The sequence below is a fragment of the Rhizobium sp. 05N49 genome (assembly GCF_056396805.1).
The window spans coordinates 785,384-799,549 of sequence record NZ_JBFTME010000001.1; the positions used below are offsets into that span (position 1 = coordinate 785,384).

Sequence of the window (14,166 nt, forward strand, 5' to 3'; positions counted from 1 at the left end):
GAGTAACCGTTTGGCCGACAGGCCGCATCAAAAAATTACGAATAGGAAAATCAGTAAATCTGATCGAAGCGCTGCAGTTAGCCTGTGACAGGGCTTCGAAATCCACGCCATTGAGTTGCCTGATTTGGCCCTGAGAGCTGTCGGCGCTTCCATCACCTTTCCATTCGAGAGCCCCGTGAACAAATCTCAGAAACTTCTCGCAGCACTTGCCACTCTCGTATTGTCGACGCAGGCTGCCCACGCCGCCTCCGCCCCTGAAAATTTTCTCTATATGGGCGCCGGCGACCTCGCCGCTGCAAAGGCGAAACTCGCCCGGCCCGATATCGGCGGCGTACAGGTCGTCTATGCCTGGAAGAGCCTGGAAACGGCAAAAGGTCAGTATGATTTTTCGGCGATCGAGCAGGACCTGGCCATCGCCAAAAGCCTGAACAAGAAGATGTTCATCCAGGTGCAGGATCGCTTCTTCAATCCGAAGGCGCGCAACATCCCTGACTATATGCTGACCGAACCGGAATATGATTGCGGCCTGACCCCGCAATTCGACAATCCCGGCGAAAACAAGCCGGTCGGTTCCGGCTGGGTCGCCCAGCAATGGAACCCGGCCGTTCGAGCTCGCTATCAGGCGCTGTTGAAGGCACTTGCCGAAAAATTCGACGGCCAGGTCTATGGCATCAACCTGCCGGAAACCTCCATCGATCTCGACCCGAAGCATGAGCCGAAGGGCTTTTCCTGCGATGCCTATTTCTCGGCCGAGATGGAAAACCTCGCCTTCGCCCGCGAGGCCTTCGAAAAGTCGCTCGTCGTGCAATATGTGAACTTCTGGCCCTGCGAATGGGAGAACGACCATAATTACATGGGCCGCCTCTTCGATTTTGCGGCGAAGCACAATGTCGGCCTCGGCGGCCCTGACATCGTACCGAACCGCAAGGCGCAGATGAAGAACTCCTACCCCTTCTTCAACAAGTACAAGGGCAAGCTCTCCTATGTCGGCCTTGCCGTGCAGGAGCCGACGCTCACCTATAGAAACCCCGCGACCAGGAAGCCCTTCACCAAGGAAGAGTTCACTGCCTTCGCAGAGGACTATCTCGGCGCCGACGTGATCTTCTGGAGCACGGCAACGCCCTGGCTGAAGAAATGACGATAACAGGCAGGCGGTTACCAAGTCGCCTGCCACCGCCCCCTGGGGCTTAGCCGCCCCAGGCCGAATTGCGGATCACGCTGCAGAAATTACCCCTGTGGAAATGCGGTTCCTTGTCGGCTATCACATCCGCCTTCACATTACCGAAGGTCGTTTCCGGCTTGTGCTTGATGCCGTCATAGAAAGTCTGGATGATATCCTCCTTGAAATGCGGCGTGCGCGGATGGGCGTGCACCACCGCTTCGCGATCGGCATCACCGAAGCCGTGATAGTTGATGCCGAGTACATCCATCTCCACGCCTGCCGTCACCAGGGCCACGACCGGATGCATGTGCTTCGGAATGCCGGGTGTCGTATGCAGCGCGATTGCCGTCCAGACGGTGTCGATATCGACCTGCGAGATGCCGTAGCTTTTCAGGAAGTCACGAGCGGCATTGGCGCCGTCGACCTCGAAGCGCTCGTGCTCCGAACTATGCTGGTGCATCAGCCCCATGTCATGGAACATGGCTCCGGCATAAAGCAGTTCCGGGTCAAAGTTCAAGCCGCGGCGTTGGCCCGAGAGCGCACCGAAATAATAGACCCGGCTGGAATGATGAAAGAGCAGCGGCGATTCCGTGTCCCTGACAAGTTCGGTAATGTCGCGTGCCAGCTTGCTGTCGGGAATGCTGATGCCGCCGATCGTCAATGTCATCGTCTTTCTCCTTGATGGTGGATGCCAAGGAGCGTAAAAGCGGCTGGATATGTCAGCAATCGACGCTATCCGTCATTTTCTGCCAAAACCATTCCGCTGCGGACATGAGGCCGTCAGATGAAGCCCAGGACCATCGCCATCCTTGCAGTTCCCGGCGTCCAGCTTCTGGACGTTTCCGGCCCCCTCGATGTTTTCGCCGAAGCCAATCTGCAGAGTGGCAGGCAAGTCTATCGCCCCGTCGTCATCGCCACCACGCACGGGCATATCCGCAGTTCCTCCGGCATCCGCCTGATCGCCGACTATACGATCGAGGACGAGACCGGCCCGCTCGATACGCTGCTTGTCGCCGGCTGTCCCAATGCAGCTGAAATCGAGCATGATGCAAAGCTTCTGGCATGGCTCGGCAAGGCCGGCCCCGGCGCCCGCCGTTACGGCTCGGTCTGCAGCGGCGCATTCCTGCTCGCAGCCGCCGGCCTGCTGGAGGGCCGCCGGGTAACCACGCACTGGGCCGTCGCAGAGAGGTTGAGACAGGCCTATCCCGGCGTGACGGTGGAGGAGGACGCGATCCATGTGGCCGACGGAGAGTTGAGAACCGCTGCCGGCGTCACAGCGGGACTGGATCTTGCCCTCTCCCTTGTCGAAGAGGACCTCGCCCGTGACGTGGCGATGCGTATCGCAGCCCAGCTCGTCATGTTCTTCAAGCGCTCCGGTGGCCAGATGCAGTTCAGCCGAAAGGGCGAAGCTGCTCCTGCCGGACGCTCGGCCCTTCAGGAAGTACAGCGCTGGATCGCCGCCAATCCCGCTGCCGACCATAGCGTCGCCGAACTCGCCCGCCGGATGGAACTCAGCCCGCGGCATTTCGCCCGGCTCTTCCGCGACGAGGTTGGCATGACGCCGGCAGCCTGGGTCGAATCCACACGCATCGCCGCCGCCCGCCGGCTGCTCGAAAGCGGCCATGTACCGAAACAGGTAGCCAGCGAATGCGGCTTTGCCGATGACGACACCTTGCGCCGCGCCTTCACGCGCCATCTCGGCGTCACGCCTGCGGAATACCGCAAGCAATATGCACACATGAGCCCGGTGAGTTGAGCGATCAGAGCTCGCTCAACGTCCGCTTCACCGCATTCTTCCAGCCCCTGAGCTTTACGGCACGGGTCTTCTCGTCCATCGAGGGTTCGAAGCGCCGGTCACGCTTCCAGGTCGCGGAAAACTTCTCGCGATCCGGCCACACCCCGGCTCTGCTGCCGGCCAGCCAGGCAGCGCCCAACGCCGTCGTCTCCAGAATGACGGGGCGGTCTACCGGTGCTTCCAGCAGGTCGGAGAGACGCTGCATCGTCCAGTCGGAAGCCACCATGCCGCCATCGACACGCAGCACCGTGTCGTCCGTGCCGTTCTTCCAGTCCTTTTGCATCGCCTCCAGGAGATCGCGGGTCTGGTAACAGACAGCCTCCAGCGCCGCCCTCGAAAGCTCGGCCGGGCCACTATTGCGCGTCAGGCCATAGATCGCGCCGCGTGCCTTGGCATCCCAATGCGGCGCGCCGAGCCCGGTAAAGGCGGGCACGAGATAAACCTCCTGCGTCGGATCGGCTTTCTCCGCCAGATCGTTGGTATCGGATGCCCTGTCGATGATCCCGAGACCATCGCGCAGCCATTGGACCGCCGCACCGGCAATGAAGATCGAGCCCTCGAGCGCGTAGGTCGTCTCGCCGTCGAGGCGATAGGCGATGGTCGTCAGCAACCGGTTCTTCGATCGCACCATGTCGCTGCCGGTATTCAGAAGCGCGAAGCAGCCAGTGCCATAAGTCGATTTCAGCATGCCCGGCTCGAAGCAGGCCTGACCGATGGTCGCCGCCTGCTGATCGCCGGCAACGCCGAGGATCGGGATCGCGGCACCAAACAGCTCGGGATCGACGATGCCGAAATCATCGGCGCAATCCTTCACTTCCGGCAGCATGGCGGCCGGTACGCGCAGGATGTCGAGCAGATCCTCGTCCCATTCGTTGGTGGCGATATTGAACATCAGCGTGCGCGAGGCATTGGTCGCGTCGGTCACGAAGCTCTTGCCACCCGTCAGCCGCCAGATGAGGAACGTGTCGATCGTGCCGAAGCAGAGGTCGCCGCGCGCTGCTCTCGCCCGCGCGCCCTTCACGTTTGCAAGCATCCAGGAAAGCTTGGTGCCCGAGAAATAGGGATCGAGAATGAGCCCGGTCTTCTTCGTGAAGGTGCGCTCCAGATCCTGCCGCTTCAGATTGTCGCAATAGCTTGCCGTGCGCCGGTCCTGCCAGACGATGGCATTCTGGATCGGCTTGCCGCTCCCGCGCTCCCAGACGACAACGGTCTCGCGCTGGTTGGTGATGCCGAGTGCTGCAATATCCTTTGCCGTGACCTTGGCTTCGCGCAGCGCCATATGGACGGTGGAAACGACCGAATCCCAGATTTCCTCGGGATCATGTTCCACCCAGCCGGAGCGCGGATAGAACTGCGTGAATTCCTTCTGGCCCATGCCGGCGATCTTCATGTCGCCATCGAAGACGATCGCCCGCGTCGAGGTCGTTCCCTGATCGACCGCCAGAACATATCCACCCATGCGATTCCTCCCGCTGCATGCTGTTGCCGTGGCAAATCAATAGGGCAGGTCCGCCCGGCTTGGAAGGGCGTAACTGGCAGTGGCGCCCTCAACCACTTCCCGATTGCCAGCCCGACGCCTTTGAGCATAACCTCGCTCTAACGCTGCAATGCAGCATCTCATCATCAGGGAGGAAGAAGCATGAGCAGATCAGTCGTCGTCACCGGCTCCACCAGCGGCATCGGCCTTGCGATTGCCACTGCCTTTGCCGCCAGGGGCGACAACGTCGTCATCAACGGCTTCGGAAAAGAAGATGAAATCAAAGCGATAGTCGAGCGCCTTGAATCATCGTCGAAAGCCAAGGCCCTCTATCACCCAGCCGATATGACGAAGCCATCAGAGATTGCCGATCTGATCGAAACTGCGGCCAGGACCTTCGGGACGGTCGATGTGCTCGTCAACAATGCCGGCATCCAGCATGTCGAAAAGATCGAGGATTTCCCGATCGAAAAGTGGGACCAGATCATCGCCATCAATCTGTCCAGCTCTTTCCATACGATGCGTGCTGCGATCCCGCTGATGAAGGCGAAAAAACACGGCCGCATCATCAACATCGCTTCGGCGCATGGCCTGGTCGCCTCGCCCTTCAAATCTGCCTATGTAGCGGCAAAGCATGGTATATTGGGTCTGACAAAGACGGCCGCCCTTGAACTCGCCGAATTCGGCGTGACGGTAAATGCGATCTGCCCCGGTTACGTGCTGACCCCGCTGGTCGAAAAACAGATCCCGGATACAGCAAAGGCGCGCGGTATGACGGAGGAGCAGGTCAAGACCGAGGTCATCCTCAAGGCGCAACCGACGCACGAATTCGTCAAGGCCGAGGAGATCGGCGCGCTGGCGCTCTACCTCGCAAGCGAGGAAGCCCGGCAGGTGACTGGCACGCATATCTCGATTGACGGGGGCTGGACGGCGGCATAACGATTTTAGAAAACATCCGGGAATATCATGAACGACAGCATCCGTTTCATCCTCAATGGCGAGGACGTTACTTTGGGCAACGTCCGGCCGACGGAGACTCTTCTCGATTTTCTCCGGCTGAAGCGACGGCTGACAGGCACCAAGGAAGGCTGCGCCGAAGGCGATTGCGGAGCCTGCACCGTGCTGATCGGCCGGCTCATTGACGGCAAGCTCTTCTATGAATCCGTCAATGCCTGCATCCGCTTCATCGGCTCGCTGCACGCGACCCACGTCGTGACGATCGAGCACCTGGCTGCAAAGGATGGCACGCTGCATCCGGTGCAACAGGCCATGGTCGATTGCCACGGTTCCCAATGCGGCTTCTGCACGCCCGGCTTCGTCATGTCCCTGTACGGGCTCTGGCTCTCCAACGATAAACCGGATCGTGCCGAGATCGAAAAGGCGCTGCAGGGCAATCTCTGTCGCTGCACCGGCTACGAGCCCATCGTCAAGGCCGCCGAGCAGGTGAGCCTGCAGCGCCCAAGCACGCTTTTCGATCCGCTTGAAAAGACCCGCGCCGAAATCATTGCCCGTCTCTGGGCCATGCAGGCATCGGAGACGATCTCGATTGCGTCAGAAGAGGGCCGCCTCATTGTGCCCCGCTCCGCCGACGCGCTTGCGCGGGTGCTGGCCGCCGAGCCGACGGCGACCATCGTTGCCGGCTCCACCGATGTCGGCCTCTGGGTGACGAAGCAGATGCGTGAGCTAGATCCCGTCATCTTCATCAATCATCTGACGGAGCTTCAGTCGATCATCGCAGGCGAATACGGCATTACCATCGGCGCCGGCGTCACCTATACCCGTGCGCTTGAGACCATCGCCCGTAAGATACCCGCCTTTGCCCGCCTCATAACGCGCATCGGCGGCGATCAGGTGCGCAACATGGGCACCATCGGCGGCAACATCGCCAACGGCTCGCCGATCGGCGACAGCCCGCCGCCCCTCATCGCGCTCGGCGCACAACTGACGCTGCGTTCGATCGAAGGTGTGCGCAGGCTGCCGCTCGAGGATTACTTCATCGCCTATGGCAAGCAGGATCGGAAACCGGGCGAATTCGTCGAGAGCGTCTTCGTGCCCTACCCGGTCGCAGACGCCAAGTTTGCCGCCTACAAGATCAGCAAACGCCGAGACGAGGATATTACCGCCGTGCTCGGTGCCTTCTATCTGGTGCTGGACGAAGCCGAGCGCRTCACCGAGATCCACATTGCCTTTGGCGGCATGGCGGCAATACCCAAGCGCGCCCGCAGCGTCGAGGCCGAGCTGATCGGCAAGCCCTGGAGCGAAGCGACCATCGAGGCTGCACGCCCTGCCTTTGACGCCGACTTCCAGCCGCTGACGGACTGGCGCGCCACAGCGGAATATCGCCAACTGACGGCCAAGAACCTGCTGACGCGGTTTTACCTCGAAACGGTCGGTGCGCCCGCCGAGCTGAAGCGGTTCGAGGAGGTGGCATGATAAGGATGGTGTTTGTTGGTGCCGTGTGGCCCCCTCATCCGGCTGCCGCCACCTTCTCCCCGTTGGGGAGAAGGGGATGCCGCGCCGTCTCCTTCCCCCCTTCTCCCCTGGGGGAGAAGGTGCCCGAAGGGCGGATGAGGGGGCTACACGGCACCACATCTCCCCACGAAGGAGCCATCTGATGGACAAGTCCACCTTCGAGGATCGCAAGCTCATCAACGGCCAGATGCATGTCTCGCTGCGCCATGATTCAGCGCATAAGCATGTCACCGGAAGTGCCGATTATATCGACGATATTCCAGAACCCGCAGATCTCCTGCATGGCGCGCTCGGAATGTCTGACCGCGCCCATGCCGAGATCCTCTCGATAGATCTCTCCGAGGTCGCGGCCTGCCCCGGCGTCGTCTGGGTCTTCACCGGCAAGGACATTCCCGGCGTCAACGACGTCAGCTCGAACGGCAGCCACGATGAGCCGCTGCTTGCCGAAACCAAGGTCGAATTCCATGGCCAGCCGATCTTTGCGGTGATCGCGCAAACCCGCGAGATCGCGCGCCGCGCCGCGCGCAAGGCAAAGATCGAATATCGCGATCTCCCCCATTGGAGCGACATCGACGGCGCCATTGAAAATGGCAGCCCGCTCGTCATAACCCCGATGACGCTGCAGCGTGGCGAAGCGAAAGCGGAAATGGAAAATGCTCCACGCCGGCTGAAGGGCCAGATGCGCATCGGCGGCCAGGAGCATTTCTACCTTGAGAGCCATATTGCCATGGCGATCCCCGGTGAGGACGATGAGGTCGCCGTCTGGTCCTCGACCCAGCATCCGAGCGAAATCCAGCATATCGTCGGGCATGTGCTGAACATTCCCTCGAACGCCGTCACCGTCAACGTGCGCCGCATGGGCGGTGGCTTCGGCGGCAAGGAAACGCAGGGCAATCAATTCGCAGCGTTGGCCGCAGTGGCAGCCAAGAAGCTGAAGCGCGCCATCAAGTTTCGCCCGGACCGTGACGAGGACATGAGCGCCACCGGCAAGCGGCACGACTTTCGGGTCGATTATGAACTCGGTTTCGATGACGAAGGCCGTATCCATGCGGTCGACGCCACCTATTCCGCCCGCTGCGGCTTTTCCTCGGACCTGTCCGGCCCGGTCACCGACCGTGCGCTGTTCCATGCCGATTCCAGCTATTTTTATCCGCATGTGCATCTGATCTCGCAGCCGCTGAAGACCCATACGGTCTCCAACACCGCCTTTCGCGGTTTCGGCGGCCCGCAGGGCATGCTCGGCGCCGAGCGCTTCATTGAAGAAATCGCCTATGCCGTCGGCAAGGACCCGCTCGATATCCGCAAGCTGAATTTCTACGGACAGCCGGGATCGGGGCGCACGACCACGCCTTATCATCAGGAGGTCGAGGACAACATCATCGCCCGCGTCGTCGAGGAACTCGAAGACAGCGCCGACTACCGTGCCCGGCGCAACGCCATCGTCGCCTTCAATCGCGACAACCGCTATATCCGCAAGGGCATTGCGCTGACGCCAGTGAAATTCGGCATCTCCTTCACCATGACCGCCTTCAACCAGGCCGGCGCCCTCGTCCATATCTATCAGGATGGCTCGATCCATCTGAACCATGGCGGCACGGAAATGGGCCAGGGCCTCTACACCAAGGTGGCGCAGGTTCTCGCCGACAGTTTCCAGGTCGATATAGACCGCGTGAAAATCACGGCGACCACGACGGGCAAGGTGCCGAACACATCGGCGACCGCCGCCTCCTCCGGTTCGGACCTCAACGGCATGGCAGCCTATGATGCCGCCCGCCAGCTTAGGGAACGGCTGGTCGCATTCGCAGCGGAGAAATGGGAAGTACCGGTTTCGGAGGTCATCTTCCTGCCGAACCGCGTGCGGGTCGGCGAGATCGAAATCCCCTTCCCTGATTTCATCAAGCAGGCCTATTTCGCCCGTGTTCAGCTGTCGGCCGCCGGCTTCTACAAGACGCCGAAGATCCATTGGGACCGCAAGGCCGGCCGCGGCACGCCCTTCTATTATTTCGCCTATGGCGCCGCCTGCACCGAGGTCACGATCGACACGCTGACCGGCGAATATCTGATCGACCGTACCGACATCCTCCACGATGTCGGCCGTTCGCTGAACCCGGCAATCGATATCGGCCAGGTCGAGGGCGCCTTCGTCCAGGGCATGGGCTGGCTGACGACGGAAGAACTGTGGTGGGACGACAAGGGCCGCCTGCGCACGCACGCCCCCTCCACCTACAAGATCCCCCTCGCCTCCGACCGGCCGAAGATCTTCAACGTGCGCCTCGCCGAATGGTCCGAGAATGCGGAAGCCACGATCGGCCGTTCCAAGGCCGTCGGCGAACCGCCCTTCATGCTGGCGATCTCCGTGCTGGAAGCGCTCTCCATGGCCGTCGCCAGCGTCGCCAACTACCGCGTCTGCCCCCATCTCGATGCCCCCGCAACGCCCGAACGCGTGCTGATGGCGGTCGAGAGGATGAAGAGGGTGTAGCCATGACCCGGCGCGAAATCCTTTCCGGTTTTGTGCCCGGCAGCGACTTCCGCGCCTTTCTGGCCCTCCAGCCCGATGTGATCCTTGTCGAAATAACTGGCACGCAGGGCTCGACACCGCGCGAGACCGGCGCCTTCATGCTGGTTTCGGGCAGCAGCCTCTGGGGCACGATCGGAGGCGGCCAGTTCGAATTCATGGCGATCGGCAATGCCCGCGACCTGCTCGCCGGCACTGGCGGTACTGACACCATGGATATTCCGCTCGGCCCCGAAATCGGCCAGTGCTGCGGCGGCCGCACGCAACTGCGCTTCCGGCCTGTAACGGATGCAGTCAGGAACGAGCTGGAGAAAAAGCGGGAAAGCGAAGCCGAACAGCTGCCGGAAGTCTATGTCTTCGGTGCCGGCCATGTCGGCCGTGCGCTTGCCGCGGCACTCGCGCCGCTGCCGCTTTCGGTCACCGTCATCGAGACCCGGAAAGACGAACTCGCCAATCTTCCGGTCTCGACGAAGAGCCTGTTGGTGCCGATGCCCGAGGCATTGGTGAAGGACATGCCTGCAGGTGCGGCACTCGTCATCCTCACCCATGACCATGCGCTGGATTTTCTGATCGCGCGGGAAGCACTCGCCCGCGCAGACCTTGCCTATACTGGCATGATCGGCTCAGCCACCAAACGGGCAACCTTCGCGAACTGGCTTTCCCGCGAGGCAGGCGGCGAACGCTCCTGGCTCGATCGCCTTACACTGCCGATCGGCGGATCGGCAGTGAAGGACAAGCGCCCTCACGTCATTGCCGCCATGACGGCCGCCGAGATCCTGACCGCACTCGCCTCCTATCGCGACCGATCATCCTCATAGTGCGGATCGCGCCCGTCCAGGAAACCGAGATCGCGTTTGATGCGATCGGGCATGGCATCCATATCCAGCCGCGGAATTCGGCTGCCGATTCCGCCGGCCAGCCGGCGAATGACGGTGGTGATTAGCGCCTCTCTTGCTGGAGAACGGCTCTCGTCGATAGCTTGGCAATCCATGACATCACCTCGATGGTTTGATGAGATGATTGCAGTTTGCCGAGAAAAATGCTGCAATTCCAATCGAACAACCGTCTGCACCCATAAAGAGAACTTATTCATGAAACTGTCGAAGCAGTTCCCGCTGAATGCGCTGCGCGTCTTCGAAGCCGTGGCCCGGCTCGGCAGCTTCACCAGGGCCGGGGATGAACTCGGCATGACGCAGACGGCCGTCAGCTACCAGATCAAGCTTCTGGAAGAGAATATCGGTGAGCCCCTTTTCCTGCGCCGGCCGCGTCAGATCGAGCTGACCGAAGCAGGCGAACACCTGGCGCCGAGAGTTTTGGATGCATTCAACATCCTGATCGAAGCCATGGCCTCGATGCGCAAGACGACGGAGGAAACGCTGACGATCCATTCGACGGCGACTTTCGCCCAGCAATGGCTGTCGCGCTATATCGGTTCCTTCCAGCTGCAGTTCCCCAATATTGCCGTCAGGCTGGTCACCTCGGGCAATATCGTCGATTTCCAGAAAGAGGCCGCAGATGTGGCGATCCGCTGGGGTCGCGGCGACTGGCCGGGGCTCATCAGCCACCGGCTGATGAAACTCGACTATTCCCCCATGCTGAGCCCCAGGCTCGCTGCCGAAATGGGCGGCATCCACGAACCCGCAGATCTTCTGAAACTGTTCCTGATCAGCGCCGGCGATTCCTGGTGGGCGGAATGGTTCGCGGCCGCCGGCGTCAAGGATGCCGATCTCTCCCGCTATCCGAAAAGCGAATTCGGCACCCAGATCCTCGATGCCAGCATAGCGATCGCCGGCGGCGGTGTCGCTATGCTCAATCCCGGCCATTTCCAGGACGATGTCGCGGCCGGCAGGCTTTACCAGCCCTTCGAACTGACCGGCAATGACGGACGCGACTATTGGCTCGCCTATCCCGAAAACAGGCGAAACGTTCCGAAAATCAGGAATTTCCGGAAATGGCTGCTCGAGAAATTCAACGTCGAGCAAGCCTGACTATACAGCGCGTTAAGAAATGCGCGTCGCTCAGTATCCCATGTCGGGCGCATAGAAACATCGCGGCGTATCCTCGTTCGGAAACAGGCAGAGATGGTAGTCGCTGTCACCCGAATGCATCGCCTTGGTCATCGGCAGCAGAAAAACATGGTCGCGCGTCACAAGCCGGTGATCGCCGGGCCTTAACGTCAGAAGATAGCCATTGGGAGTAATGGCCACGGTTTTGGACGGGATCATCTGGCAATCGCCGTTATGAGCATCTCCATTGCAACAGTAAGGGTCGTAACTCCAACCCGTAGCGGCGTCGTGGGCCGTCGCAAACGACGCATATGCAATCATCACGCATGTCAGAATGCTGCGCATGGGCATCTTCTCCGTCGATGAATGCGCCGCCAGTGTCGTGCGGTTTCCACCTCGTTCCGGCGGCCCAATATTTAACAACTGTAATTCGATCTGCACATTTCAAGGAACCTTCTGTTCCACATTGACGCATTCACGGCGGATAAAATGTCGCAGAAATCGGCCGTTTTTTAAGGCACGCGAAACACACGTCTGCTTGGCAGCAGGATGCACAACCAGATTGCCACCTCAAATTGCGCGGATATAAATATTCTGATGGAAGACCAGCGATATGCTTTTGGCCGTTTCATGCTCGACCCCGCCAGCGGCATTCTGCGCCGGGATGGCCAGCCAGTCCCGCTCGGCCAGCGCGCAATCGCTCTGCTCACGGCACTGCTGGATGCGGACGGCAGACCGGTCGGAAAGGATGCCCTGATCGAAGCGGGCTGGCCGGGACTGATGGTCGAGGAAGGTAATCTTTCCGTACAGATCGCACATCTGCGCAAGGCGCTCGGGCAGCGACCCGACGGGCAGGAATGGATCGTCACGCTGCCACGCCTCGGCTATCGCCTCTTCAGGAGTCAAACGCCGACCGCTGATGTCGGCGACGACATATTCCCGTCTCTCGCGATACTGCCTTTCGAAAATCTCAGCGGCGACCCCGAGCAGCAATATTTTGCCGATGGGGTTGTTGACGATGTCATCACCGCACTCAGCCGCTTCAGGTCCTTTGCGGTCATCGCCCGCAATACCAGCTTCGTCTATCGCGGCATGGGTGACGTCAGGAAGATCGCCGGAGAACTCGGCGTCAAATATGTGCTGGAAGGAAGCCTGCGCAAATCCGGCAACAGATTACGCATCTATGCCCGGCTGGTGGATGCCGCCGCCAACATGCAGCTCTGGGCGCAAAGCTTTGACGGCGACCTCGAAGATGTCTTCGAGTTTCAGGACCGCATTACCGAATCCGTCGCCATAGGAATCGAGCCCCATGTCCAGCGCGCCGAACTGGAACACGCACGCCGGGAACGGCCCGGCAGCATCTCCGTCTATGATATCTGCCTGCAGGTCCTGCCGAAAATTCTTGCCGAAACCTCCAGGCAGAATGCAGAAGCCCATGCTCTGTTGACCGAGGCGCTCGAACGCGAGCCGGATAATGCCCGCATTCTGGCGCTCGCCTCCTATACTCTCGAACATCGCAGAACGATGGGCTGGCCGTCCTTTGGGCCCGATGATGCAGAAAAATGTGTCGCGCTCGCATGCCGGGGCATCGAACTGGCGAAAGGCGACGCCACGATCATGGCCACCTGCGGCATGTCGCTCATTCAGGTCGGACGCGAATATGATTGGGGTCTGGCAATCATGCAGGCCGCCGTCGATCTCAACCCCAACAGCCTGAGCGTTGTCGTAAGAGCTGGAATTGCCCACGTTCATTGCGGCAATCTTGATCGGGGGGAACAATATCTCACGCGTGCCCACCGCCTGAGCCCGCTTGATCCCTACGCCCACATCACCTTCTGCGGCCTCGCCGACATCGAGATGATCCGCGGCAATTATGAGCAATCGCTTCTGTGGGCATCGCGTTCACTGGCGTTGAACCCGAATTTCGATCCGACGGTCTGGATCCTGATCACCGACAATATGAACCTCGGTCGTGTCGAAGAGGCCAAACGCTTCCTGCAACATCTGTTGCGCATCGCGCCTGACAGCACGCTGGCAAGCATCGCGGCCGGGCAGGCAACCAAAATTCCCGAACGCCGGGCCCTTGTCCTGGAGGGTCTACGCAGCGCCGGCCTGCCGGAGGCTTAGGGACGCTTCGGAATTATTTGGATCTTTTAGGGGGCCGCTAAAGGACCCTGCGCACGCCCGCGAAGCAATCTCCTCTTACCGCGCAAGGAGCGCGGCACACCGGGAGGTTTCGATGTTATCGCCCTTGATGATACTGTCACTCGATCAGGGCAGGCTCGCCCCTGCACCACGATCTGTCGGCCAATTCGATGCCCGCCTGCTGGAGGACATTGCCGACTGCATCGCCGAGCCAGAGGTTCGAGCCTCAGCCGATCCGAAGAACGCAGGAATGATTGCCTTCATCCGCAAAAGCTTGCGAAATTGGCCAGCGATCCCTGGGTATGGGATTTTGCTTCGTCCGGCTCAGCCGCACCGGCCGAAACCGTAGATCAGTGTTTCTTCTGCTGCTGTTCGGCAGCGGCAACCCGGTTCAGCATCGCCACCATCTTGGTCTTGATCGATCCGTAGGTGCCGAGTTCGAAATTGCAGCTGAAGCAAGTGATGATGTCGCTGTCGATCGGCTGCGGGCGCGGAAATTTCATGCGCGTGTTGCGGCACTTCGGGCAAGGGACTTCGATCTGCATGTTTCAGCGGCTCCTTATTAGCGTCGTTGCGATGCCTTAGCACATATGC

13 protein-coding genes are annotated in these 14,166 nt (G+C 60.5%); 8 read left to right on the forward strand and 5 right to left on the reverse strand.

What is annotated here, in order from left to right; genetic code table 11:
• The first annotated feature begins 175 nt into the window (after window positions 1-175).
• Window positions 176-1,138: a hypothetical protein gene (locus tag AC1DF8_RS03980; protein WP_477995019.1), complete on the forward strand. Its 963-nt coding sequence runs from the start codon at window positions 176-178 to the stop codon at window positions 1,136-1,138.
• A 49-nt stretch (window positions 1,139-1,187) separates the two neighbouring features.
• Here the strand turns inward: AC1DF8_RS03980 and AC1DF8_RS03985 are convergent, their stop codons facing one another.
• Window positions 1,188-1,829: an HD domain-containing protein gene (locus AC1DF8_RS03985; protein ID WP_477995020.1), complete on the reverse strand. Its 642-nt coding sequence runs from the start codon at window positions 1,827-1,829 to the stop codon at window positions 1,188-1,190.
• Between the two features lie 117 nt (window positions 1,830-1,946).
• On the opposite strand from AC1DF8_RS03985, the gene AC1DF8_RS03990 reads away from it, so the two are divergent.
• A complete protein-coding gene (locus AC1DF8_RS03990) occupies window positions 1,947-2,918 on the forward strand; it encodes a GlxA family transcriptional regulator (protein ID WP_477995021.1) in 972 nt (323 codons plus the stop codon).
• Window positions 2,919-2,922: 4 nt separating this feature from the next.
• Here AC1DF8_RS03990 and glpK read toward each other — a convergent pair whose 3' ends face one another.
• A complete protein-coding gene (gene glpK / locus AC1DF8_RS03995; protein ID WP_477995022.1) occupies window positions 2,923-4,416 on the reverse strand; it encodes a glycerol kinase GlpK in 1,494 nt (497 codons plus the stop codon).
• A gap of 180 nt (window positions 4,417-4,596) precedes the next feature.
• Between glpK and AC1DF8_RS04000 the strand changes: the two genes are divergently transcribed.
• The 4 genes from AC1DF8_RS04000 (at window position 4,597) to xdhC (ending at window position 10,239) form a co-directional block, all read left to right on the forward strand.
• Complete coding sequence (locus AC1DF8_RS04000) at window positions 4,597-5,373, forward strand: 3-hydroxybutyrate dehydrogenase (RefSeq protein WP_112543467.1); 777 nt, start codon at window positions 4,597-4,599, stop codon at window positions 5,371-5,373.
• A 27-nt stretch (window positions 5,374-5,400) separates the two neighbouring features.
• The gene (xdhA, locus tag AC1DF8_RS04005; RefSeq protein WP_477995023.1) at window positions 5,401-6,867 is read left to right on the forward strand and encodes a xanthine dehydrogenase small subunit; all 1,467 of its coding nucleotides are present in this window, start codon (window positions 5,401-5,403) and stop codon (window positions 6,865-6,867) included.
• Between the two features lie 181 nt (window positions 6,868-7,048).
• The gene (gene xdhB / locus AC1DF8_RS04010; RefSeq protein WP_477995024.1) at window positions 7,049-9,385 is read left to right on the forward strand and encodes a xanthine dehydrogenase molybdopterin binding subunit; all 2,337 of its coding nucleotides are present in this window, start codon (window positions 7,049-7,051) and stop codon (window positions 9,383-9,385) included.
• 2 nt (window positions 9,386-9,387) lie between these two features.
• Window positions 9,388-10,239, forward strand: coding sequence for a xanthine dehydrogenase accessory protein XdhC (xdhC, locus tag AC1DF8_RS04015; RefSeq protein ID WP_477995025.1), 852 nt, complete (start codon window positions 9,388-9,390; stop codon window positions 10,237-10,239).
• On the opposite strand, the gene AC1DF8_RS04020 is transcribed toward xdhC, so the two are convergent.
• A complete protein-coding gene (locus AC1DF8_RS04020) occupies window positions 10,215-10,412 on the reverse strand; it encodes a hypothetical protein (RefSeq protein WP_113117979.1) in 198 nt (65 codons plus the stop codon). The two genes, xdhC and AC1DF8_RS04020, sit on opposite strands and share 25 nt — an antisense overlap.
• Window positions 10,413-10,512: 100 nt before the next feature.
• Between AC1DF8_RS04020 and AC1DF8_RS04025 the strand changes: the two genes are divergently transcribed.
• Window positions 10,513-11,409 carry a LysR substrate-binding domain-containing protein gene (locus AC1DF8_RS04025; protein ID WP_477995026.1) on the forward strand — a complete coding sequence of 299 codons (897 nt, stop codon included), beginning with the start codon at window positions 10,513-10,515 and terminating at the stop codon, window positions 11,407-11,409.
• Between the two features lie 30 nt (window positions 11,410-11,439).
• On the opposite strand, the gene AC1DF8_RS04030 is transcribed toward AC1DF8_RS04025, so the two are convergent.
• The gene (locus tag AC1DF8_RS04030; RefSeq protein ID WP_029868753.1) at window positions 11,440-11,772 is read right to left on the reverse strand and encodes a hypothetical protein; all 333 of its coding nucleotides are present in this window, start codon (window positions 11,770-11,772) and stop codon (window positions 11,440-11,442) included.
• Window positions 11,773-12,024: 252 nt separating this feature from the next.
• Here AC1DF8_RS04030 and AC1DF8_RS04035 point away from each other — a divergent pair, with 252 nt between their 5' ends.
• Window positions 12,025-13,554: a winged helix-turn-helix domain-containing tetratricopeptide repeat protein gene (locus AC1DF8_RS04035; protein WP_477995027.1), complete on the forward strand. Its 1,530-nt coding sequence runs from the start codon at window positions 12,025-12,027 to the stop codon at window positions 13,552-13,554.
• Between the two features lie 368 nt (window positions 13,555-13,922).
• Here the strand turns inward: AC1DF8_RS04035 and AC1DF8_RS04040 are convergent, their stop codons facing one another.
• Window positions 13,923-14,117: a hypothetical protein gene (locus AC1DF8_RS04040; protein WP_049811456.1), complete on the reverse strand. Its 195-nt coding sequence runs from the start codon at window positions 14,115-14,117 to the stop codon at window positions 13,923-13,925.
• Window positions 14,118-14,166: the final 49 nt, after the last annotated feature.